The following is a 22,361-nucleotide window of genomic DNA, read 5'->3' as shown; positions in this document are numbered from 1 at the left end:
CTAAAATTCGGTATTCGCTTATCTCATTGCTTTCATGCCATGCTAAAAACTCGCCGCCATCTTGAACTACTCGCTCCTGCACGCAATGCAGACTTTGGCATTGAAGCCATTAATCATGGTGCGGATGCGGTTTATATTGGCGGCCCTGCTTTTGGCGCGCGTGCAAAAGCGCCTAATACGGTAGGAGATATTGCGCGCTTGGTGAAACATGCACATCGTTTTAATGCTGAGGTGTTTGTAGCGTTGAATACCATTTTTCATGATAATGAACTTGCTGGCGCACGGGCGCTAGTTCAACAGCTTTATGATGCTGAAGTGGATGCGCTAATTGTGCAAGACATGGGTTTGTTGGAAATGGATTTACCGCCGATTCAACTTCACGCCAGTACGCAAACCGATATTCGCACCGTTGAAAAAGCCGTGTTTTTAGACCAAGTTGGCTTTTCACAAATTGTATTAGCACGTGAGTTAGATTTACGTACTATCAGACAAATTGCCGATGCGACCAGTTGCAACTTAGAGTTTTTTATTCACGGCGCGCTTTGTGTGGCGTTTAGCGGACAGTGCTTTATTAGCCACGCACATACTGGACGCAGTGCTAACCGCGGCGAATGCTCGCAAGAGTGTCGTTTGCCTTTTACGCTGGAAGACCAAAAAGGTCGCATTATCGGTAAAGATAAACATTACCTTTCGATGAAAGATAATGACCAAAGTGCCAACCTGCGCGCCTTAATTGATGCTGGCGTTAGCTCATTTAAGATTGAGGGTCGTTATAAAGATTTACCTTACGTAAAAAACGCCACTGCGCATTACCGATTGATGCTGGATGAAATCCTTAACGAATCGCCAGAGCTCGCAAAATCATCTACTGGCAGCGCTACTTACACATTCACCCCACAACCTGAAAAAACCTTTAACCGTAGCGCGACGGATTACTTTGTGAACGGTCGCAAAGGCGATATTGGCGCATTTGATACGCCAAAATTTTCGGGCGAAATTTTAGGCAAAGTAAGCAAAGTCGGTAAAGACTTTTTTGAGGTTGAAACAGAAACGCAATTGCACAATGGCGATGGCGTGTGCTTTTTTGATGTGCATAAAGAGTTAGTCGGCTTACGTGTGAATACGGTAGATGGCAAAAAGTTATATCCTAACGAAATGCCTGTCGATATTAGAAACAATACAACTGTGTACCGCAACCGCGACCATGCCTTTATGCGCTTACTAGAAAAAGATTCAGCTACACGAAAAATTGCGCTTCAACTGATATTTGCTGAAACCCCTGATGGTTTTGCATTAAGTTTGACAGATGAAACAGGCTTGAGCGTAACTGTGCAAACCTTGGCAGACAAGCAACGCGCCGATAATAGTGAAAAGGCTGAAGCCAGCTTACGTGATAATTTGAGCAAACTTGGTAATACCGATTTTACTGCGGAAGAAATCTATATTCAGACCACGCAAGCTTGGTTTGTACCAGCATCTGTGGTGAACAATTTACGACGCGATGCCATTGAGCAATTGCAGAAGGTGCGACAAGCCGCTTATCTGCGCCCAGCACTTAAGCCAGCCGCTGTGCCCGCGGCTATTTTTCCAGAAGATACGCTCAGTTATTTGGCTAATGTTTACAATCAAAAAGCGCGCACTTTTTACGAGAAGCACGGCGTAAAACTCATTGCTTCAGCCTATGAAGCGAACAAAGAACTAGGCGAAGTGCCGCTCATGATTACCAAGCATTGCTTGCGCTTTAGTCACGGCCTTTGCCCAAAAGAAGCTAAAGGTGTAATTGGCGTACAAGGCACCGTTACGGCAGAACCTATGACACTCATCAACGGCAACGATAGATTCACACTTAAATTTGATTGCAAACCCTGTGAAATGCACGTAATGGGCAGCATTCGTAAACCTGTAATAAAAATGGGCCCACCGCAGACGATGATGTTTCACGCAAAAAGGCCTTAATGGCACATTGTATTTAAGATTTTTTGAGCATCGAATCTAAACTGAATGCACCCGAGCCTGCGGCACTGAAATACAAGAATACAAAGCTAAACATAACCGCTAGCTCGCCCTGATTTAAGATGGGTAAGAATCCACCTGGTGCATGTGCCATAAAGTAAGCCACGGCCATTTGTCCAGATAAAATAAAAGCGGCTGGTCGGGTAAATAAACCAATCATCACCAAGGTACCGCCAACCAACTCAAGCACGCCAGCAAGTCCCATTAAAGACACGAGCTGTAAACCGTCAAACATGGCAATATGTGGCATACCTAGTAGTTTTGCAGAACCATGTTGTAGAAAAAGAAAACCAGTAATAATACGAAGTATGCCTAAAATATAAGGCGCCCATTTACTGCAAAATTGACTATTAAACATATAAACCTTCCTTAGTAGACAGAACGTAAAAAATATAACTTTAAACTTAGCATTTATACCAAAGTATTATAAAAATATTTCTAATATATTCTATCTTGGCTACTGAATTACTCGCCCAGTGAAATACCAATACCTAAAATAGTTTGGTCATGGTTATAATCCAGCAAGCTTGCACCATAGCCCGTTGACGCCATGAGATGCAGCTTTAAATAAGGGTTATTAAACACTTGTCTTTGCAAATCTAGTTGCGCATAGCCTTTATTATCGTCGCGCAGATTATTTCTAAGCGTCAAAGTTGCCGCATTTTTACGAACTTCATCTTCCCACCTGATCGACATATCGCCATAACCTAGGTACTTTTCAATATCTGGATTATCATCATTGCTCTCAGGGGTTCGCCACCAAGGTCGCACCATTAGCGAAACACGATCCGTCAACTCCCAACCGCCCTCTAGATATACACGATTCCAACTTCTAGAAATGGGATTAGAGCGCCCGTTTGATTGGTGCACCAAACCTAAATTTAGCATTCTTGGTATATAGCGCTTCTTCTCTCCGTTCACCTCATTATCTATGCCTAAAGATAACATGATTTCAGGTTCATAATTATTCTCTCGCAACGGTCTTGATGCTTCTGAATCAAACAATTGCCAATTAGATTGCTGTGTATAAGCCGCCCAAATTCTCGAACTCGTGACATAAGGTAAATCACGAATAAGTGGTATGTTGCTCATCATTTCAGTTTTTAGACTAATCTGAAATTTCAAGTCTTTGCTATCTAAGTTTCTATCTACGCTATTCAATTGACTTGGTGATTGAGGCGCATCATTCGCGTTATTAGTTCTGGTGACTAATAAGTAATTAGATTTATAAGTTTCAAAGTCACTTACACTCCAGTCACCCTGGGATGTTAAACGCCACTTTCTTTCTAGATAACTTAGCTTAGAACTTGGTTTCACGATGGCGATAGTCGGGCTTTGAGCCTGAGTTATTTGTATTGAGCCTTCTGGCTCTGGGCTATTGACTTGCGTAGTAGCCACTTCTTCTAAAAACTCTTGAGGGGTATTAATACTATCAAAACATGACAAACGTTTTTTTGACTCAAAATCGTTAGGGTAAAGTTTTTTACACTTGATTAAAGCCTGCTCAACCGTCACGGTTTCTTGTGCAAGTAATGCTGTCGGCATCCATAATACTAAGAGCAGCGCTCGCATCGTTTTAACTTTAAAATTGCTCATCTTAAGTTTTCCATTTTAGAGTTCTTCATTTTAGTTATCCATTTTTATTAATAAGTTGGGGCGTTATTTATTATTGAATAGCTAAGAGAATAAAAAAACTCTGTTAATGCATTGTTAATACAGGAAATTACTTCCACCTAGATTTCACAAGTAAAGCTCGCTCGCTTAGGCTTTTTTAACGAACTCTGACTTCAGCTTCATTGCACCGATTCCATCAATTTTGCAATCAATGTCATGGTCGCCATCTACCAGACGGATGTTTTTGACTTTGGTTCCTACTTTAACCACTAATGATGAACCTTTTACTTTCAAATCTTTAATCACAGTGATGGTATCGCCATCTTGCAGTACGTTACCGTTTGAATCACGAATAACCTTTGTGCCCTCCTCAGCATCTGCACTAGCGGTTTTGCTCCACTCGTGCGCACATTCTGGGCAAACGTAATTATCGCCATCTTCATAGGTGTATTCTGAATTACATTTTGGACAAGCTGGTAAAGCGCTCATAGTACTTTTCTTTCTATTAAATTTTGAAAAATCTTACTTAATGCAAATTTTAAGGGGCTGGATTCGTCATTTCAAGATGCAACTTATCAATCTCTTGCAATACCTCTGAGGATAATGTTGTATTCCAAGCAGCTATGTTTTCCTGCAACTGTGCCATGTTGGTTGCGCCAACAATAGTGCTGGTGACGCTCCAGCGGTGCATTACAAAACTCAAAGCCAATTGCGTTGGCGTTAAGCCGTTTTCTCGTGCTAATTTGGCATAAGCGGCGCTGGCGGCGGCAACATTCGGTTTATTATAACGTTGCGCATAGCCCAAAAACATAGTGACCCGACCTTTAGCTTGCGGGTCATCAATATATTTACCAGTTAAATGTCCAAAAGCCAGTGGCGAATATGCCAGTAAACTAACATTTTCACGATACAAAATTTCGCTAATGCCAAAATCAATCGTGCGATTCATTAAATGATAGCTATTCTGCAAAGTGGCCACACGTGGCAAATTGTATTCTTTGCTGATACGTAGAAACTCCATGATGCCCCACGGCTGTTCATTGGAAAGCCCAATCGCGCGTACTTTTCCCTCTGCGATTAACTCTGCCAGCGTTTCTAATTGCGTATGGATGCTCACCCAGTCTTTTTGATTACTTTGCGCATCCAACTCTAATTTAGGGTCAAACTGATATTGCCCAAATATGGGCACATTACGTTCTGGCCAATGCAACTGATAAAGGTCAATATAATCTGTCTGCAAACGCTTTAAAGAATCATGAATAGCGCTGCGAATATTCGCTTTGGTAAGAGATTCATCGCCATTACGAATCCAGCTAAGTCCACGATTACGCCCTGCGACTTTGCTACCTAAAATAATCTTATCGCGCGCTTGGTTTTTAAGCCAATGACCAATCATGGTTTCTGTGCGCGTATAAGTTTCTGCTTTAGGCGGTACTGGATACATCTCAGCCGTATCAATAAAATTAACGCCCTGTGCTAAAGCATAATCCAACTGCTCATGCGCTTCCGCTTGCGTGTTTTGGTCGCCATAAGTCATGGTGCCCAAACAAACTGCGGATACTTTGAGATTTGAATTTCCTAATTGACGATATTGCATGGTTAATATGCCTAATGCACCGTTTGGTGCGATGAAATAATGCTAACTTCTCGATTATCGACGTTCATCAATAAATCCCAGCCAGCCTCGCGAGTGGCTAACTGCATCATATTGGTGACCGCATGTACCAGTTGCGGAGTAAGTGCGATTTTAACGGATTGTCCATTGCTGCACTGCAAATCTAATTGAGGCGGCGAGTTAACTACGCCGATAATTAAGCATTGAACAGCTAGCATGGGCGCTTCCGAGCGTGATTCACGGTCGACAAGATATTCAGACTTGAAATCTAGATGCTCGATTTCTTTCAGCTCAGTGGCTTCGCGCGAAAAGCTATCGAGCGCCTCTTGCTTAGCTTCAGGCGTTGAGATGGCTGATAGTGAAAATTGTGGAGCCGTTGGCATATTAGTATTCGCCACGCCGTTAAGTAAATTCCACATACTTTTGCACACGCGGCGCGTAATCCAAACTGCCACCTCGGTTTTATCTGCAAGACCTACTTTCAGTAAGAGTCTATCTTCTTGCTCATTAAGACCTAAGTTAATTTGCTCAATCGCAGATTCGTTTTGTGACATTTGCCTACTTTAAATATTAAATACAGGCTACAGCATAAGGTTTTTATCACAATTTTTCTATCTTTAATCTTGAAATTCATCAATCCAACCCAATAAACAACACACCAACTAGCACTCTCATGGTTTGAGTGCTAAAATCGCACTCGCTTTGCATGGTGCGCAAGCCATGTGCAATATATTTTAGTGTTAACAACATTTAGTTTTATTCACAACTTAATACATCCGTTGTGGAGTTTATTTTAGTTATTTAATTTTTGGAGAACCTTATGAAAATTCGTCCTTTACACGATCGCGTCATTGTTAAACGCTCAGAAGAAGAACGTACAACCGCTTCTGGCATTGTAATTCCTGATAGTGCTACAGAAAAACCTGATCAAGGTGTGGTGCAAGCCATTGGTTCTGGCAAACGTGATGACAGCGGTAAAGTAATCGCTTTAGACGTTAAAGTCGGCGATAAAGTGTTGTTCGGTAAATACGCTGGCCAAACTGTAAAAGTTGATGGCGAAGAGCTATTGGTCATGCGTGAAGAAGACATTATGGCGATTGTTGAATAATTCGATTATTCAATTCAATCAATTAACACATATAGAATTTCAGGAGATTTAACATGGCAGCAAAAGACGTAAGATTTGGTGACGAAGTTCGCCAAAAAATGACAAACGGCGTGAACATTTTAGCTAACGCAGTTAAAGTAACTTTAGGCCCTAAAGGCCGTAACGTAGTATTAGAGCGCTCATATGGCGCTCCTACCATTACTAAAGATGGTGTTTCAGTCGCTAAAGAAATCGAATTAAAAGACAAATTCGAAAACATGGGCGCACAAATGGTAAAAGAAGTAGCTTCAAAAACTTCTGACATCGCTGGTGACGGTACAACAACAGCTACAGTTTTGGCTCAAGCGATTATTCGTGAAGGTATGAAATCTGTTGCTGCTGGTATGAACCCAATGGATTTAAAACGTGGTATTGATAAAGCCGTTGCTGCTGCAATTGCAGACCTTAAAGCTCAATCAAAACCATGTACAACTAGCAAAGAAATCGCGCAAGTTGGTTCTATCTCAGCAAACTCTGATGAAACTATCGGTAAAATCATTGCTGATGCAATGGACAAAGTAGGTAAAGAAGGCGTAATTACTGTTGAAGACGGTTCTGGCTTAGAGAGCGAATTAGACGTAGTTGAAGGTATGCAGTTTGACCGTGGCTACTTGTCACCATACTTCATTAACAACCAAGAGCGTCAAATTGCGTTGTTAGATAATCCATTCGTATTGCTACACGACAAAAAAATCTCAAACATCCGTGATTTATTACCAACTTTAGAGCAAGTAGCTAAATCTGGTCGTCCATTATTGATTATTGCTGAAGATGTTGACGGTGAAGCACTAGCAACATTGGTTGTGAACAACATCCGCGGTATCTTGAAAACAACTGCTGTTAAAGCGCCTGGTTTCGGTGATCGTCGTAAAGCAATGTTGGAAGATATTGCTATGTTAACTGGCGGTACAGTGATTGCTGAAGAAGTTGGTTTGAAACTTGAAAACGTAACGCTTGAGAATTTAGGTCAAGCTAAACGTATTGAAGTGGGTAAAGAAAACACAATCATTATTGATGGCGCTGGTAATGAAGCTAACATCAAAGCACGTATCACTCAAATCAAAACACAAATCGACGAAGCTTCAAGCGATTACGATCGTGAAAAACTACAAGAACGCGTTGCTAAATTAGCTGGCGGTGTTGCAGTGATTAAAGTTGGCGCTACTACTGAAATCGAAATGAAAGAGAAAAAAGCCCGCGTTGAAGATGCATTACACGCAACACGTGCAGCGGTTGAAGAAGGTATTGTTGCTGGTGGTGGTGTTGCATTGATTCGCGCACGTGCTGCAATTGCTTTGGTTAAAGGCGATAACTTAGACCAAGATGCTGGTATCAAAATCGTATTGCGCGCAGTTGAAGAGCCATTACGCCAAATCACTCAAAACGCAGGTGTTGAGCCATCAGTAGTGGTAAACAATGTTGCAGCAGGTAAAGGCAACTATGGTTACAACGCTGCTAACGAAACATACGGCGATATGATTGAAATGGGTATCTTAGACCCAACTAAAGTAACACGTTCTGCATTGCAAAATGCAGCTTCAGTAGCTGGCTTAATGTTAACGACTGATTGCATGATTGCTGAACTACCTAAAGACGACGGCCCAGCGATGGGTGGTGGTGATATGGGTGGTATGGGCGGCATGGGCGGTATGATGTAAAGTCATATTGCAAACCTACTGCGCTCGATAGCTGGCACTTGCGCGGTACTCAAAATCCTCATGTACTGAATGTATATTCCGGTTTTTGCGTTCCGTGCGCATACCATCTCTCATCGCTCGCTACGGTTTTCAATACAACTTAAGTATTGTTAAAAAGCCTCGCAATTGCGGGGCTTTTTGTTGCCTGAATAATTTGACGTAATATAAAACGTCGTTTAGGATGAATAATTTACCTTAGGTTTAAATACTGTGCACAAGAATATATCAATCATTGTATTTATTTTAACCAGTATCTTTTCTTTTTCCACTTATGCAGGTGCAGGGTCTTGTGGAGAGCTCTTCTCATTCACACAAGCATATGATGATGTATACACTAAGTATGTAATTCATGGGAAAGTTATGGGCTACTTATACTTTTCGTCACCACAAAGCCCTCCTGAACTTCGAACCGATCTTTTATATGGCCAAGAGTATTCACCTATACAAATTGAAGTTAAAAATGTTTTAAAAGGAGAGTTTAATCGCCCAATAATTGCAATACGTACCGGAGGGTTTTACCTTTGGAAACGCGCATCTGATTTTCCTGTTGGTACTGAATGGATACTCTCAATTAATAATGACGGTGGTATCAGCTGGTGCGGCGATTATGCATTAAAAGTAGAAGGCGATGAAGTCATTACCAACTATAAAAGAGCAGAAGAAAAAAGAATTAACATTTATGAGTTTTACAAATCGCTCGGCTTGTTACACCTAACCCCTCATTCAAGGACGTCCAATGGCGCCCCTTGATTCAAATGTTGGGCAACTACAAAAATGAACTCAAGTAAGCTATTAGCAAGCTTAGCTTAGGCTGGAGGTTGGTGCTGAACTACCTTAAGACGATAATCCAGTAATTAGAGGGATGTAACTTTAGATTTTTTATCTTACCGTACATCCAATTGATGGTGCAATACGCTACGTTTGAATTAATGATAACCCATTTGAGCAGGTTCTAAGCGGCTGATATGGTCAAAATACAAGGCTCACCTGACCATTTTTCCCATGGCACGTACAGACAAGGTCGCACCAGAAATTCCATCCATATTTTTATCTAGCTGATAGTCTTTTTGCAAATCCGCGCCGTGATATTGCTTCAAGAAATGAGAGTGACTTACTTCTCCGCCGCGACTTTCTATAGTCGAGCACCTTTGTCTGATTTAATTTACTTAATACAGGAATTGTGTGGCCAGAAGTTTGCACCCACAGTCCAAACTTTAATTTAAGCATCATCTCAAACCGGCTTTTTGTTTGTGATTGCGCGAACCAAAAAAAACCCCAACTCAAAGGGGTTAGAGTTGGGGCCAAATGCCTTATTGTCTAAGGCTTCCGCTCAGGGAGGAAAGTAGCGGAAAGATAGCTAAAACTTAATCTAGCTATCATGCAAAGTCAGACTAGCCTGAATTAGCTTAGTTCTGCTTTATTTGTAACAATTTGTATCACGCTGCAGGCAGATTACTTGCCAAATTTTAATTGATCCCATGCGATAATATCGCCATGGAAACCGAATCTACATTACTCTCTGGCCTTAATAATAAACAACTAGAAGCTGTCACCTTACCGCAACAATCTGCGCTAATTTTAGCAGGCGCGGGCAGCGGAAAAACGCGCGTTCTTACAGCACGCATCGCATGGTTGATACAGACTGGGCAAGTTTCGCCTACTGGTTTATTAGCTGTTACATTTACCAATAAAGCTGCTAAAGAAATGCTCACGCGCATTACGGCATCATTGCCAATTAACACACGCGGGATGTGGGTCGGGACATTCCACGGGCTTTGTAATCGCTTATTGCGCGCGCACCATCGCGAGGCTGGCTTGCCTGCGAGCTTTCAGATTTTAGATATTGCCGATCAGCTATCTGTAATTAAACGCTTGATGAAGCTCATGAATGTGGATGATGAAAAGTTTCCACCTAAGCAAGTACAAAACTTTATCAATGGCTGCAAAGATGAAGGCTTACGCGCCCATGCGGTAGAAGCCTACGATCCGCATTCCACAAAGATGCGCGAGATTTTTGATGAGTACGACAAGCAATGCCAACGCGATGGCGTCGCTGATTTTGCAGAGCTTTTATTGCGTTGCTATGAACTACTGGAACGTGATGCGAATATCCGTGGGCATTACCAAAGCCGCTTTAAATATATATTGGTCGACGAGTTTCAAGATACCAATCGCTTGCAATATTTGTGGCTGAAACTGCTAGCAGGTGAAGACAACTGCATGTTCGCGGTGGGCGACGATGACCAATCCATCTATGGTTTTCGAGGCGCACGCGTGGGCAATATGCGCGATTTTGAAAAAGATTTCAAAGTGCAGAATGTAGTGAAGCTAGAAGAAAACTATCGCTCTCACAGCAATATTCTAGATGCTGCCAATGCGATTATCTCGCACAACAACAACCGCCTAGGTAAAAATCTATGGACTAGCGCAGGCGCGGGCGAACCTGTACGCGTGTACGATGCTTATAACGATACCGACGAAGCGCAATTCATCGTTGATGAAATTAAAATGCTGCATTGTGAAGGCACGTCTTTAGGCGAAATCGCCCTGCTCTATCGCTCGAATGCTCAATCGCGCATCTTGGAACAAGCGCTGTTTAACGCCAATTTGCCTTATCGCGTATATGGTGGCTTACGCTTTTTTGAACGCGCTGAAATTAAACATGCGCTTGCTTATATGCGCTTAATTGCCAATGCCAACGATGACACGGCATTATTGCGCGTCATTAACTTCCCAACACGCGGTATCGGTGCGCGTAGCCTTGAGCAGTTACAAGAAGTGGCTCGCGCGGAAAACTGCAGCATCTGGCAAGCGGCTATTAATAAAGTCGGTAACGGTAAGCTTGGCGCTAAAGGCATTGAAGGCTTTGTCGCCTTGATTAGGCAAATGGTAGATCATGCTTACGGTATTAGCCTGCGCGAGCTAACTGAATTAGCGATTACCATGTCAGGCTTAACTGCTCATTATGAAAATGACAAAGAAGGTGAAGACCGAATAGAAAACTTGAAAGAGTTGGTGACAGCGGCCGTTTCGTTTACCAACAAAGATTTTGGCAACCATAACAATGTGGATGGTGAAACAGAACAAGATTTACTCACACAATTTTTAAGTCACGCCAGCTTAGAAGCCGGCGAGCACCAAGCCGACGTTGGACGCGAAGCATTGCAATTGATGACGGTTCACGCATCCAAAGGCTTAGAGTTTAAAGCTGTATTTATAAGTGGTTTAGAAGAAGGCTTATGTCCGCATGAGCAAAGCTTGTTTGAAAATGCCGGCTTAGAAGAAGAACGCCGCTTAATGTATGTTGCAGTCACCCGCGCTAGACAGCGACTGTACTTAAGCCACGCGCAAAGTCGTATGCTGCATGGCAAAGTACGCTACGGTATTCCATCGCGCTTTCTCGATGAAATTCCTGAAGAGTTACTAAAGCGTTTAAACAGCAAACCTGCCGCGAGGTCTGGTAGCAATCGTGATTACAGCGAACTACCAGCCATGATGAGCAAACAACAAAGCAGTAACCAGAAAAATGCCATGCCGTGGAAAATTGGCCAGCAAGTTGCCCATACTAAGTTTGGAAATGGTGTCGTGGTCAGCTATGAAGGCAATGCTAACGACATGCGCGTGCAGGTAAATTTTGGTCGTGAAGGTTTAAAATGGTTAGCGCTGGAGTTTGCTAAGCTCACGCCTATTTAGCAAGCTTATTGAGCAACAAGTTAACACGTCATTTAATTAGAATGACGTGTTTTAATCAGTGGTTTCTGTTATGTTAAAAACATCCACGTAACTCGTATACAAACTAGTCATCATTACTGGCACAGCAACGATTAAGCCTAAGCCAACTGGTATGATCGCAACGATTATTATCACCATAAAAATCAAACCGTATATCAAAAACGGTAGCATGTTTTTTAAACATGCCATAAAACTTAACTTCATTGCTTCCAACACTGTGAGGTTATGTAGGCCGATTAGCACTGGCGCATACCAATAAGCCATTAATATCGGCAGTATAAAAAGCATCGCGATTAACATGGGCAGCATCATTGCATTAGCTTGCTCTGGGCTAACCTCCTGACCTTTCATTAATAGCTCAATGGTGTCTTTATCAAGTGTCAAAACCACCATCACCATAATCCCTAGGAGGCTCAGCATATAAATACCACCTACTGAAATGAGTTGGGCGGTATTTTTTTTAAAACCTTCAAATAAATGATTGATTTCTAAATCTTGTTTTAACACGAGCGCTTTGCAGCCCCACATCATGCCCGCCGCAAACACAGGCGCTAATAATGTCGTGGCTATAGAGCCAATGATGGGTATGAATGAAATGGGGATAATAATCGCTAAATAAATCAGCAAAATCACAATCCACATCACCGGGTTAGCTTTAAATAAATTAAAGCCGCTCACAATCCAAGCCCAACCATTCCCTGCAGGAACTTGTCGGCTTTCTAAAGTTGGGTTGATTAAGTTTTCTGTCATGATATTTACCTCTAAATTGACTCAGCTAAATTCGTGCGCAACTTCAGAATTCTTTGAAAATGCTGAGGGTCTTTTGCATGCGTCAACTCGCCCGCTTGCGGATAGATTTGATCATACAAGCGCGATAACCAAAAACGTAAAGCAGCAATCCGCAATAAAGCGGGCCATGCGGCTTGCTCGGCTGAGGTGAATGGTCTAACTGCTTGATATGCGTTGAGCATAGCCTCTAATCTAGGCGCGTCTAAACTACCATCGGCATTTACGCACCAATCATTCACCGCAATCGCCAAATCGTAAGCCAGCACATCGTGGCAGGCATAATAAAAATCAATCAGCCCACCGATTTCATTACCGTCGAACAACACATTATCACGGAACAAATCTGCATGAATCACACCCATTGGCAACTGTGTAGTATCAAATTCAGCTTGAAACGCTAAAGTCTCATTTAATAACTGCTGATCAGCCGTTGGTAAATGTGGCAACACTTGGGCAGCAGTTTTAACACGCCAATCTAAGCCACGCTGATTATGACTATCGTGTTGCGGAAACTCCGCTTCAAAAGATTGCCCAGCAATATGCATTTTCGCCAATACCGAACCAACAGCTGCACATTGCAGCACATTTGGCGCTTCAATATCTTGCCCATTCAAACAACTAATTAACGCGGCAGGTTTGCCATTTAGCATGTGCAAACTTGCGCCAGATTTGTCTGCAATTGGTTTAGGGCAAGGAATTCCGTGTGCCGCAAGATGACTCATCAAATCTATAAAATACGGCAGTTCCTCTAAAGTGTTGTGCTCAAACAAAGTCAGCACGTACTTAGTTAGGCTCCAATTATTTTGAGTGGTCACAAAATAATTGGTATTAGTAATGCCAGACGAAATACCTTTTAGCGCTACAAGTTCGCCTATCGCGTAATCTTGTAGCCAAACTTGCAATTGTGGAATGCTGACTGAGGTAAATACTGACATAGATTAGAGTGTTATAAAATATATAGGTAGCTGAAAAAATGAGCGCTAAATAAATTAAAGAGGGCTATATACCCTCTTTAATTTATTTAATGTAGATTGCGTTAAAACCTAAAAATCGTCCATTTAGGAATACTAATTGGCTGACTTGGGCCGTCATTCACCCAACCACCATTTTGGTCTTCTTTATGCATGTAATAAGGTACGCCATGTGCTGGCGTTATTTTCATCATGTAAAGCTGGCCATTAATGCGATACTCCTCAATCGTCTCACCTTTTTTCTTAATGATAGTGACTTGTGGCTCGTCGGCGTTATCTTCATTAGTAATGGCAGGAGGAGGAATATCTTCTAAAGGCTGTAAATCTGCTGGTGGCGTTGGGGCTTTTGGAGTTTCCGCAACAGCTATGGTCGGCAATTGCAACACACCAAATGCGAGCAGAAACGCTATATTTTTCCAGATAATACTTTTAGATATCTTACGCATGGCCTACACCTATTCTTTAAAATGAATCGAAACCTGATTTACAGATTTTAGCAAATTACTCGTCAAAATAACGTATTTACTATAAATAAAGCTGCACAAGTTCTTCTTCCGCTGACAATTTAAATCCACGTGTTTCGTAATGCTTGAATATCGCCTCAACAACCGCTTTTGGTTCATCAATCACTTGAATCAAATCTAGGTCTTCAGGTGAAATCATTCTTTCTTCAATCAAGGTCGTTTTAATCCAGTCCACCAATCCGCGCCAGAATGATTCACCCACTAAGATAATCGGCATCTTTAAACTTTTACCAGTTTGCACTAAGGTAATGGCCTCCATCACTTCATCCAAGGTGCCAAAGCCGCCAGGCATAACAACGTAAGCACTGGCATACTTAACAAACATCACTTTACGCATGAAAAAATGCTTGAAATTCTGGCTCACATCTTGGTAGGAATTACCCGCTTGCTCATGAGGCAGTTCAATATTCAAGCCTATGCTGGGCGACTTCCCTGCAAATGCGCCTTTATTAGCGGCTTCCATAATGCCAGGTCCACCACCTGAAATCACGCTAAAACCCGTATCACTTAGCAGTCGAGCGATTTCTTCGGTAAGTTTGTAATAAGGGTGGTTAATGGGTGTACGCGCACTACCAAAAATTGAAACCGCTGGTGTAATTTCTTTCAGGCGTTCAGTCGCATCCACGAACTCTGACATAATCCCAAATGCATGCCATGACTCATGACCCGTTTGATGTTGCCCAATCACGTCTGGGTCGGCTAATTTGGGAATCTTATTTGCAATCGACATAATCTGACTTTCTTAATTTCGAGCTCTTGGTTTTTAATCTGAATATATTTAATCTAAAGTATTGAGCGCTTAGCGGATCGGACACACTCGTGGCGCAAAACTTTTTAATGACGAACCGCATATGGTTTATTATGCAAACGGCTTTAAAATATCTAGTAAAAATATAGCGCAACAACGCATCACGACAACCCTTGGATTTTATATGAAAACTTTGTTATTAGTTGACGGTTCATCTTACCTGTATCGTGCTTTTCACGCTATGCCTGACTTACGAAATAGTCAAAATGAACCGACAGGGGCAATACAAGGCGTACTCAATATGTTGCGCCGTTTACATAAAGATTACCCTAGTGATTATAGCGCCTGCGTTTTTGATGCCAAAGGCAAAACGTTTCGCGATGATATTTATGCAGAATATAAAGCCAATCGCGCCAGCATGCCAGATGATTTACGTTTGCAAATAGAACCCTTGCATGAAGCGATTAAGGCCATGGGTTGGCCGCTGATTGTGGAATCTGGCGTAGAGGCCGATGACGTGATTGGCGCATTGGCAAAGCAAGCCGAGCGCGAAGGCATTAGAACGATTATTTCCACGGGTGATAAAGATATTTCGCAGTTGGTAAACGAACATATCACCGTAGTTAACACCATGCGCGATGCCTTTAGACGCACCGACGATGTGCTAGATATTGCCGGTGTTGAGAATAAATTCGGCATTCCGCCCAGCTTAATGGTTGATTACTTAGTGCTGATTGGCGATACCTCAGACAATGTGCCTGGCGTGGATAAAGTTGGACCAAAAACCGCGGTTAAATGGCTAAAAGAATATGGCTCTTTAGATAATATCGTCGCCAACGCCGATAAAATTACAGGCAAAGTGGGCGATAACTTACGTGCTGCGCTTGATTGGCTGCCGACTGCACGCGAGCTGATTACCATTCGTTGCGACGTTGGTATACAAGAGCGTTTAAGCGACCTCGCCCCGCAAGCCATCGATAAAACCAAGCTAGCCGAACTATTTGATCGTTTTGAATTTAAAAGCTGGCGCCGTGAGCTGGAAAATATGCAGGACAATGCACCCGTTCCTCCTTCGGCCAATGCAAATGCTAAGTTTCCAACTTCACAAATTCAGCCTACGCAAACTGCGGACATGTTTGCAGTTACACAATTTACAGCGAACACCAGCCGCAATTTTGAAACTATTTTAAGCAATGAACAACTGGATGCTTGGTTAGCAAAACTGCAATCAGCCGAACTGATGTGTTTCGACACCGAAACCACCTCGCTAGACCCAATGACGGCAAAAATTGTAGGCATGTCATTCAGTGTAGAAGCGGGTAGCGCGGCTTATTTACCGCTAAAACATGATTATTTTGACGCGCCAGAACAATTAAATTTTGCTGAAACGCTTGCAAATATTAAGCCTATTTTAGAAAACCCAGCCATTAAAAAAGTCGGACAAAACTTTAAGTATGACCAACACGTTTTAGCTAATCACGGCATCGTGCTCAACGGCATCGCGCATGACACCATGCTGGAATCTTACGTGTTTGAATCGCACAAAACACATGGCATGGATGCGCTAGCTGAGCGTCATTTAGGCATACAAACCATCTCGTTTGAAGAAGTGGCAGGCAAAGGCGCAAAACAAGTCACGTTTAACCAAGTGACAGTAGAAGTTGCTAGCGAGTATGCCGCAGAAGATGCCGACATTACGCTGCAATTACACCAAGCCATGTACCCACAAATCAGCACAGATGCGAAGCTAGACTTTATTTATAGCCAAATTGAAATGCCAAGCTCGCAGATTCTATTCACCATAGAACGCAACGGCGTATTGATTGACCGCGACATGCTGAATATTCAAAGCAATGAAATTGGCGTGAAATTAGTGGCTTTAGAAAACCAAGCTTATGAGCTAGCTGGGCAACCGTTTAATTTAGGTTCTCCTAAACAACTTCAAGAAATTTTGTTTGATAAGTTGGGTATTAAACCAACGAAAAAAACGCCATCAGGCGCACCAAGTACCGATGAAGATGTGTTGCAAGAGTTGGCTTTAGACCATCCGCTACCTAAAGTATTATTGGAGTATCGCGGTTTAGCAAAACTTAAATCCACCTACACCGACAAATTGCCAAAAATGATTAATGCGCAAACAGGCAGAGTGCATACTAGCTACAACCAAGCGGTGGCTATTACGGGCAGATTGGCAAGTTCAGACCCTAACTTGCAAAACATTCCTGTGCGCTCAGCCGAAGGTCGCCGTATTCGCGAAGCCTTTATCGCGCCAAAAGGTTCGCATATTGTCTCTGCCGATTATTCACAAATCGAGCTGCGCATCATGGCGCATTTATCACAAGATGCTGGCATGCTAGCCGCCTTCGCCAATAATGAAGATATTCACCGCCACACCGCCGCCGAAGTTTTTGGCGTAGAGCGCGACGCGGTAGACAGCGAACAACGCCGCTATGCCAAAGTCATCAACTTTGGATTGATTTATGGCATGAGCGCATTTGGTTTAGCGCAAAATCTCAACATAGAGCGCGGCGCCGCAGCGAGCTATATTGAACGCTACTTCGCCCGCTACCCAGGCGTGCGCGACTACATGGACAATACCCGCGCTATCGCCAAACAACAAGGTTATGTAGAAACCTACTTCGGCCGCAGATTATGGGTGCCAGAAATTAACAGCGCAAATGTGCAACGGCGTAACGGCGCCGAACGCGCGGCTATTAACGCGCCAATGCAAGGCACTGCAGCTGATTTGATTAAGCTAGCAATGATTGCCGTAGATAAATGGTTGGAAACTGAAATGCTAAATGGCGAAAAGTTAAAATCAAAACTCATTATGCAAGTACACGATGAACTGGTGTTAGAAGTACCAGATAATGAGCTGGAACTGGTAAAACAGAAACTACCAGAACTCATGCAGAATGTGGCTAAGTTGGATGTTCCGTTGCTGGCGGAGGTTGGAGTTGGCTGTAATTGGGAAAGTGCGCATTAATAACGCAAGCAAGTGAATCTTTTTCACAAACTGGCTTGACGGTAATTGGAAGACATTTAATGCAACTACTATTGAATAAAAGCCATTTTAAATAATCACAGTTTGACTAGCTGGCGGATTTAAAACATCTTTCATTGAAAAATCAAAGTGGCGCACAACATTTCGCCCTGCTCTTTTTGCCTGATACATGGCAATATCTGCATGTTTTAGTAATTCTTCCTGCGAGCTACCATGCTCGCCAAAAAATGCTATGCCAATGCTGGGCGTACTGTTATGTTCAAGTGTATTGAGTATATAAGGTATATTAAGCGTCTTTATTATTAAGTCTGCGACTTTCTCTACTTGCGCATTCGCTACGCTTATATTTCCACTTAAATCTTCTAGCATAACGACAAACTCATCCCCTCCTAGGCGCGCAACGGTATCACTTTCTCGTACGCAACTCATCAAACGTTCAGCGACTTTTTTCAAAAGCAAGTCGCCCATAGCATGCCCGAGCGTGTCGTTAAGCAGTTTAAAATGGTCTAAATCTAGAAACAATAAGGCACCTCGCCTGCCAGAACGGCTACTCACAGCCAATGCGTGGTCAAGTCGATCTAATAGTAATCGACGATTGGGTAAATTGGTCAGTTGGTCATAAAAAGCCAGTTTTTTAATTTCATTTTCACGCTCAATAGCATCATGCCGAAGCATAATATTTTCCATAAAATTACGATTAATATTTCTAATACTGAGCAGCATAAATACTAGAAACAAAATTCCAGAAATAGCCATGATGAAAGTTATTTCATTTCTTTCCAACAATAGGCGTATCAAAATCGGGGTTAACAGCAGCACAGTGTAAGTAACTGCACTCACAATATCTATTGAGTATGAAACAATAGCGGCAGAAATTAGCCCAGTAAGGATAAAAATTATGAACGTTTGATGCTGCAAATCGTTGTAAGTATAGATTAATGCGCAAGTCATACCCCAAAATAAGCCAGTCGTCATTACACTAATACGAAACTGCGTTAACCGCCTGCTTGTGATTTTAATGTCCTGAGAGGCATGACGTTGGTGATGGCGGGTAATCAAATAACGAACAAGATTAATCGCCATAATGATCGAAAGCCATGTAATGACCAAGCGCGGTGGGAATGAGTTGCGCTCTATATATGCAAGTAAGATTGCAATGAATGTGCTGGATATAAGCGTTCTTCTATTAGCAGCAAAAAGCTGCTCTAATAACGAATGCTGAATGGTTGTTTTAAATTGGCTCATATTTAGTGGTTTTTACAAGAGCTTTAACACTGGATGCTAATAACCTGTAAACCTTTGAGGATATTATGTGACATACAGCGCACCAACTCAAGCACTTAATGAATAGGCAATCATCTTAGGCCATATGATTGATCTTTAAATAAAGGATTAAAGCTACTAAATTTAGAGATAAAATAAGGCAATATTTATTTTCATCAACACAACACATGACCCCAAACATTGGCATTTATATTATTGGCGACGAAATTCTCTCTGGTAAACGTCAAGATAAACACCTGACTAAAGTCATTGAACTACTTTCTGTACGAGGTTTGCAGCTTGCTTGGGCAAATTACTTAGGCGATATTCCAGAGCAAATTACCAGTTCACTTAAAGCTAGTATGGCTCGCAGTAAAGCACATGGTGAAATTGTGTTTAGCTTTGGCGGCATAGGCGCAACGCCAGATGACTTTACAAGACAATGTGCGGCAGATGCTGCGGGAGTCGCCATTGAGCGCCACACTGGCGCAGTAGCCGAAATTGAAGCGCAGTATGGTGAAAGTGCTTATCCAAAACGCGTGCTGATGGCAGATTTTCCAAAGGGTTGTGATTTAATTCCTAACCCGATTAATCGCGTCGCTGGTTTTGGCATTAATCAACATTATTTTGTGCCTGGTTTTCCTGAAATGTCTCACCCCATGGTTGAGTGGGTATTAGAAACCTACTACTCGCATTTATTTCACACGCAAAATTATGTTGAAGATTCAATCTTAGTCAGCGAAGCTGGCGAAAGCGACTTAATTGATTTAATGAATCACATGCTCTCACAATACCCCATGCTGAAGTTATTTAGCTTGCCCCAAAGCAATCAGCGCAGAACCACTGAGTTGGGAATGAAAGGTGAATCTGAGCAAGTAAAACTTGCAATGAACGCACTGAAATCAGGCATTACTGCGCTGGGTTATCCTTGGCAAAATATATAAGGGAAACCCAATCAATGCAATGCAGGTCAGACTGTGGCGCCTGTTGCACTGCGCCCTCTATTAATAGTCCAATTCCCGGCATGCCAAACGGCAAAGCCGCAGGCATGCGATGCGTACAATTAGATACTGAAAACCGCTGCATGATTTTTGGTCAGCCAGAACGCCCCGCGTTTTGCGCAAGCTTGCAACCAAGTTTAGAGATGTGTGGCAATACCCGTGAGCAAGCCATGATTTGGCTGACTAATTTAGAACACCTGACTAAGCCAGATGTGGAGACCAGATATAGTAAAATGTAATTAAGTCTGATTGAAATTTACCTGCTTCGTTTCCTGCATTAACATCACCGCCACCAAGCTCACTAAAGCCATCGCTGAAACGTAATAACCCACCCAGATTAATCCGCCTTTATCGACCAACAATTGTGAAATAAAAGGCGCGGTAGAAGCCCCTAAAATCCCACCCAAATTGTAAGACAAACCAGCGCCCGTGTAACGCACAGCCACTGGAAACTGCTCTGGCAGGAAAGCGCCCATGGGTGCAAAAGTTGCGCCCATTAACAGCAAGGCGATAGATAAAAATAAGGTAATAAGCACGTTTGAACCACTAGCCATTAAGGGGCTGAGGGGAAACCCGCCAACACCGCTAAAAAACAGCTAGTCAATAATATGGGTTTGCGACCGAATTTATCACTCAAACCAGCTGAAACTGGCGTAATCATTGCCATAAAAAGTACGGCAATGCATAACATTTGTAAAAAATCAGCTCGTGAAATATTAAGCGTTTTAGTGCCATAACTTAGGCAAAATACAGTGGCGGTATAAAACAAGTTATAGCAAACGGTCATGGCAAATGCGCCAAGCAATACAGGGCGCCAATGTTTACTAAGTAAAGCGCTTACAGGGGTTTTATGCGTATTATGTTGCGCTAAAACTTTTGCAAATGCAGGTGTTTCTGCTAATTTAAAACGCACATATAACCCCACCAACACCAATAAAGCACTCGCGAAAAAAGGAATGCGCCAGCCCCATGCTTTAAATGCATCATCAGATAAATACAGTGTTAAAGCCAAAAAACTTAACGTTGCCAGCAAAAAACCGATTGATGGCCCGAGCTGTGGAAACATGCCAAACCAGCCGCGCTTGCTTGTTGGCGCGCTTTCCGTGGCTAATAATGCCGCACCGCCCCACTCGCCACCCAAACCTAAACCTTGTCCAAACCTTAACAAACATAGCAAGATGGCTGCCCAAGTGCCTAGAGTTTCGTAGCCGGGCAAGCAACCAATTAACAAGGTAGAAAACCCCATCACCAATAATGAAGCGGCTAAGGTCGCCTTGCGTCCAACGCGGTCACCAAAATGACCAAAAATAACGGCACCTAATGGCCTAGCGATAAAAGCAATTCCGAATGTTAAAAAAGCGTTCAAAGCTTGCGCAGCAGGGTCGCTCGCAGGGAAAAACACTTGCCCAATCACTAATGCTGATGCCATGGCGTAAATGTAGAAATCATAAAACTCAATCGCCGTGCCAATAAAGCTGGCAAAGGCAATGTGCGTGGTGGAGGGTGTTTTATTGTAAGCTGTCATGTTGGGATTTTAGCGCTTATCATGTACTTCGTAAGAATATTCAGCGAAACACAAGGAAAGTGAGTTAATCACTTTAGAAACAACAAAGTTTTGAATTTTCTGTCGAATTGACTTTCATACGCTTGGTATGGAAATATACGGAAAACGAAGGGAAATCAATATGGCTAAATTTTGTTCTCAATGCGGCACCAAAAATGAAGAAATTAATAACTTTTGTTTTTTATGCGGTAATTCATTAGCAACTGCAGCAACAACCAATAACATAATCAAAAATAAAGCCACAGCTGCAACTGAAGCGCATGCGCCAATGATGAAGCCAAGAGAGCCAGAACATCCCACAGCTGACATTTCAGATGTCTCTCCCCTACCCTCCGAGGCAATTAAAAACGAAGCCAACATCGCAAAGAACAGTATAGATGAACCTAAACCAATAGAGGATATGCTAGCGAGGGGCATTCCCCATGCAAAACCCAACGTATTCAGTGCAGGTTCCTCATCTAATAAAAAATCCAGCTCTGCCATTAAAAACCAGTATGTGTATATTACTAGCGCATTGGTTGCAGCTACAGTTATGGGAGGTGGCATTTACTGGAGTCAAAAGCCAAAAGTAAAGGAGCCTATCATTACCATGGCTGATATTACGCAGCCTCGCGTGACGAAAAACAGAGCCTGTAAAAAAATCTGTGTAAATGATATTTTACCAATGACCTTCAAAGGA

20 protein-coding genes and 1 pseudogene are annotated in these 22,361 nt (G+C 42.5%); 9 read left to right on the top strand and 12 right to left on the bottom strand.

All coding sequences use genetic code 11. From position 1 onward, the window contains the following. Window positions 1-39 precede the first annotated feature (39 nt). Window positions 40-1,956 carry a U32 family peptidase gene (locus PSV17_RS12065; RefSeq protein ID WP_300482970.1) on the top strand — a complete coding sequence of 639 codons (1,917 nt, stop codon included), beginning with the start codon at window positions 40-42 and terminating at the stop codon, window positions 1,954-1,956. 13 nt (window positions 1,957-1,969) lie between these two features. On the opposite strand, the gene PSV17_RS12060 is transcribed toward PSV17_RS12065, so the two are convergent. The 5 genes from PSV17_RS12060 to PSV17_RS12040 all read right to left on the bottom strand — a co-directional run bounded on the left by PSV17_RS12060 (window position 1,970) and on the right by PSV17_RS12040 (window position 5,796). Then, window positions 1,970-2,371: a DoxX family protein gene (locus tag PSV17_RS12060; protein ID WP_300482968.1), complete on the bottom strand. Its 402-nt coding sequence runs from the start codon at window positions 2,369-2,371 to the stop codon at window positions 1,970-1,972. Between the two features lie 107 nt (window positions 2,372-2,478). Beyond that, window positions 2,479-3,609, bottom strand: coding sequence for a phospholipase A (locus PSV17_RS12055; protein ID WP_300482966.1), 1,131 nt, complete (start codon window positions 3,607-3,609; stop codon window positions 2,479-2,481). Between the two features lie 165 nt (window positions 3,610-3,774). Continuing rightward, on the bottom strand, window positions 3,775-4,116 hold the full coding sequence (locus PSV17_RS12050) for a zinc ribbon domain-containing protein YjdM (protein ID WP_300482964.1): 342 nt from the start codon (window positions 4,114-4,116) through the stop codon (window positions 3,775-3,777). A 49-nt stretch (window positions 4,117-4,165) separates the two neighbouring features. Beyond that, window positions 4,166-5,224 carry an aldo/keto reductase gene (locus PSV17_RS12045; RefSeq protein WP_300482962.1) on the bottom strand — a complete coding sequence of 353 codons (1,059 nt, stop codon included), beginning with the start codon at window positions 5,222-5,224 and terminating at the stop codon, window positions 4,166-4,168. Window positions 5,225-5,235: 11 nt separating this feature from the next. After that, window positions 5,236-5,796 carry a hypothetical protein gene (locus tag PSV17_RS12040; protein WP_300482960.1) on the bottom strand — a complete coding sequence of 187 codons (561 nt, stop codon included), beginning with the start codon at window positions 5,794-5,796 and terminating at the stop codon, window positions 5,236-5,238. 266 nt (window positions 5,797-6,062) lie between these two features. Between PSV17_RS12040 and PSV17_RS12035 the strand changes: the two genes are divergently transcribed. From PSV17_RS12035 to PSV17_RS12025, 3 genes are all read left to right on the top strand, one after another. After that, window positions 6,063-6,350: a co-chaperone GroES gene (locus tag PSV17_RS12035; protein WP_300482958.1), complete on the top strand. Its 288-nt coding sequence runs from the start codon at window positions 6,063-6,065 to the stop codon at window positions 6,348-6,350. Window positions 6,351-6,403: 53 nt separating this feature from the next. After that, the gene (gene groL / locus PSV17_RS12030) at window positions 6,404-8,047 is read left to right on the top strand and encodes a chaperonin GroEL (RefSeq protein WP_300482956.1); all 1,644 of its coding nucleotides are present in this window, start codon (window positions 6,404-6,406) and stop codon (window positions 8,045-8,047) included. 249 nt (window positions 8,048-8,296) lie between these two features. Beyond that, window positions 8,297-8,836: a hypothetical protein gene (locus PSV17_RS12025; RefSeq protein WP_300482954.1), complete on the top strand. Its 540-nt coding sequence runs from the start codon at window positions 8,297-8,299 to the stop codon at window positions 8,834-8,836. 233 nt (window positions 8,837-9,069) lie between these two features. Here the strand turns inward: PSV17_RS12025 and PSV17_RS12020 are convergent, their stop codons facing one another. Further along, window positions 9,070-9,183 carry an FMN-binding protein gene (locus PSV17_RS12020; protein WP_300482951.1) on the bottom strand — a complete coding sequence of 38 codons (114 nt, stop codon included), beginning with the start codon at window positions 9,181-9,183 and terminating at the stop codon, window positions 9,070-9,072. Between the two features lie 397 nt (window positions 9,184-9,580). Here PSV17_RS12020 and uvrD point away from each other — a divergent pair, with 397 nt between their 5' ends. Continuing rightward, window positions 9,581-11,779 (top strand): DNA helicase II, encoded by a 2,199-nt coding sequence (gene uvrD, locus PSV17_RS12015; protein WP_300482949.1) that lies wholly within the window; start codon window positions 9,581-9,583, stop codon window positions 11,777-11,779. Window positions 11,780-11,830: 51 nt separating this feature from the next. On the opposite strand, the gene PSV17_RS12010 is transcribed toward uvrD, so the two are convergent. From PSV17_RS12010 to PSV17_RS11995, 4 genes are all read right to left on the bottom strand, one after another. Continuing rightward, the gene (locus PSV17_RS12010; protein ID WP_300482946.1) at window positions 11,831-12,568 is read right to left on the bottom strand and encodes a BPSS1780 family membrane protein; all 738 of its coding nucleotides are present in this window, start codon (window positions 12,566-12,568) and stop codon (window positions 11,831-11,833) included. Window positions 12,569-12,579: 11 nt separating this feature from the next. Next, complete coding sequence (thrB, locus tag PSV17_RS12005) at window positions 12,580-13,542, bottom strand: homoserine kinase (RefSeq protein WP_300482944.1); 963 nt, start codon at window positions 13,540-13,542, stop codon at window positions 12,580-12,582. 101 nt (window positions 13,543-13,643) lie between these two features. Beyond that, window positions 13,644-14,024 carry a DUF2782 domain-containing protein gene (locus PSV17_RS12000; RefSeq protein WP_300482941.1) on the bottom strand — a complete coding sequence of 127 codons (381 nt, stop codon included), beginning with the start codon at window positions 14,022-14,024 and terminating at the stop codon, window positions 13,644-13,646. Between the two features lie 79 nt (window positions 14,025-14,103). Further along, window positions 14,104-14,832 (bottom strand): TIGR00730 family Rossman fold protein, encoded by a 729-nt coding sequence (locus PSV17_RS11995; protein WP_300482939.1) that lies wholly within the window; start codon window positions 14,830-14,832, stop codon window positions 14,104-14,106. Window positions 14,833-15,034: 202 nt separating this feature from the next. Here PSV17_RS11995 and polA point away from each other — a divergent pair, with 202 nt between their 5' ends. After that, window positions 15,035-17,836, top strand: coding sequence for a DNA polymerase I (polA, locus tag PSV17_RS11990; RefSeq protein ID WP_300482937.1), 2,802 nt, complete (start codon window positions 15,035-15,037; stop codon window positions 17,834-17,836). A gap of 87 nt (window positions 17,837-17,923) precedes the next feature. Here the strand turns inward: polA and PSV17_RS11985 are convergent, their stop codons facing one another. After that, a complete protein-coding gene (locus tag PSV17_RS11985) occupies window positions 17,924-19,099 on the bottom strand; it encodes a diguanylate cyclase (protein WP_300482934.1) in 1,176 nt (391 codons plus the stop codon). Window positions 19,100-19,305: 206 nt separating this feature from the next. On the opposite strand from PSV17_RS11985, the gene PSV17_RS11980 reads away from it, so the two are divergent. Further along, window positions 19,306-20,061, top strand: coding sequence for a molybdopterin-binding protein (locus tag PSV17_RS11980; RefSeq protein WP_300482932.1), 756 nt, complete (start codon window positions 19,306-19,308; stop codon window positions 20,059-20,061). Window positions 20,062-20,075: 14 nt separating this feature from the next. Then, window positions 20,076-20,357 carry a YkgJ family cysteine cluster protein gene (locus PSV17_RS11975; protein ID WP_300482929.1) on the top strand — a complete coding sequence of 94 codons (282 nt, stop codon included), beginning with the start codon at window positions 20,076-20,078 and terminating at the stop codon, window positions 20,355-20,357. Here the strand turns inward: PSV17_RS11975 and PSV17_RS11970 are convergent. Beyond that, window positions 20,358-21,643 (bottom strand): annotated as a pseudogene (locus tag PSV17_RS11970) (MFS transporter). A 160-nt stretch (window positions 21,644-21,803) separates the two neighbouring features. Here PSV17_RS11970 and PSV17_RS11965 point away from each other — a divergent pair. Further along, on the top strand, window positions 21,804-22,361 hold a 558-nt coding region (locus PSV17_RS11965; RefSeq protein ID WP_300482927.1), incomplete at its 3' end, for a zinc ribbon domain-containing protein.

It is taken from the genome of Methylotenera sp. (genome assembly GCF_029946165.1).
In the GTDB taxonomy this organism is placed as follows: Bacteria; Pseudomonadota; Gammaproteobacteria; order Burkholderiales; family Methylophilaceae; genus Methylotenera.
Note: the sequence above shows the minus strand (reverse complement) of the source record. Positions and strands in the feature narration are given on the sequence as shown.

Bases quoted from the DNA above. Each gene is read 5' to 3' on its own strand.
- PSV17_RS12065 (WP_300482970.1), top strand. From the start codon at position 40: ATGCTAAAAACTCGCCGCCATCTTGAACTACTCGCTCCTGCACGCAAT.
- PSV17_RS12060 (WP_300482968.1), bottom strand. From the start codon at position 2,371: ATGTTTAATAGTCAATTTTGCAGTAAATGGGCGCCTTATATTTTAGGC.
- PSV17_RS12055 (WP_300482966.1), bottom strand. From the start codon at position 3,609: ATGAGCAATTTTAAAGTTAAAACGATGCGAGCGCTGCTCTTAGTATTA.
- PSV17_RS12050 (WP_300482964.1), bottom strand. From the start codon at position 4,116: ATGAGCGCTTTACCAGCTTGTCCAAAATGTAATTCAGAATACACCTAT.
- PSV17_RS12045 (WP_300482962.1), bottom strand. From the start codon at position 5,224: ATGCAATATCGTCAATTAGGAAATTCAAATCTCAAAGTATCCGCAGTT.
- PSV17_RS12040 (WP_300482960.1), bottom strand. From the start codon at position 5,796: ATGTCACAAAACGAATCTGCGATTGAGCAAATTAACTTAGGTCTTAAT.
- PSV17_RS12035 (WP_300482958.1), top strand. From the start codon at position 6,063: ATGAAAATTCGTCCTTTACACGATCGCGTCATTGTTAAACGCTCAGAA.
- groL (WP_300482956.1), top strand. From the start codon at position 6,404: ATGGCAGCAAAAGACGTAAGATTTGGTGACGAAGTTCGCCAAAAAATG.
- uvrD (WP_300482949.1), top strand. From the start codon at position 9,581: ATGGAAACCGAATCTACATTACTCTCTGGCCTTAATAATAAACAACTA.
- PSV17_RS12010 (WP_300482946.1), bottom strand. From the start codon at position 12,568: ATGACAGAAAACTTAATCAACCCAACTTTAGAAAGCCGACAAGTTCCT.
- thrB (WP_300482944.1), bottom strand. From the start codon at position 13,542: ATGTCAGTATTTACCTCAGTCAGCATTCCACAATTGCAAGTTTGGCTA.
- PSV17_RS12000 (WP_300482941.1), bottom strand. From the start codon at position 14,024: ATGCGTAAGATATCTAAAAGTATTATCTGGAAAAATATAGCGTTTCTG.
- PSV17_RS11995 (WP_300482939.1), bottom strand. From the start codon at position 14,832: ATGTCGATTGCAAATAAGATTCCCAAATTAGCCGACCCAGACGTGATT.
- polA (WP_300482937.1), top strand. From the start codon at position 15,035: ATGAAAACTTTGTTATTAGTTGACGGTTCATCTTACCTGTATCGTGCT.
- PSV17_RS11985 (WP_300482934.1), bottom strand. From the start codon at position 19,099: ATGAGCCAATTTAAAACAACCATTCAGCATTCGTTATTAGAGCAGCTT.
- PSV17_RS11980 (WP_300482932.1), top strand. From the start codon at position 19,306: ATGACCCCAAACATTGGCATTTATATTATTGGCGACGAAATTCTCTCT.
- PSV17_RS11975 (WP_300482929.1), top strand. From the start codon at position 20,076: ATGCAATGCAGGTCAGACTGTGGCGCCTGTTGCACTGCGCCCTCTATT.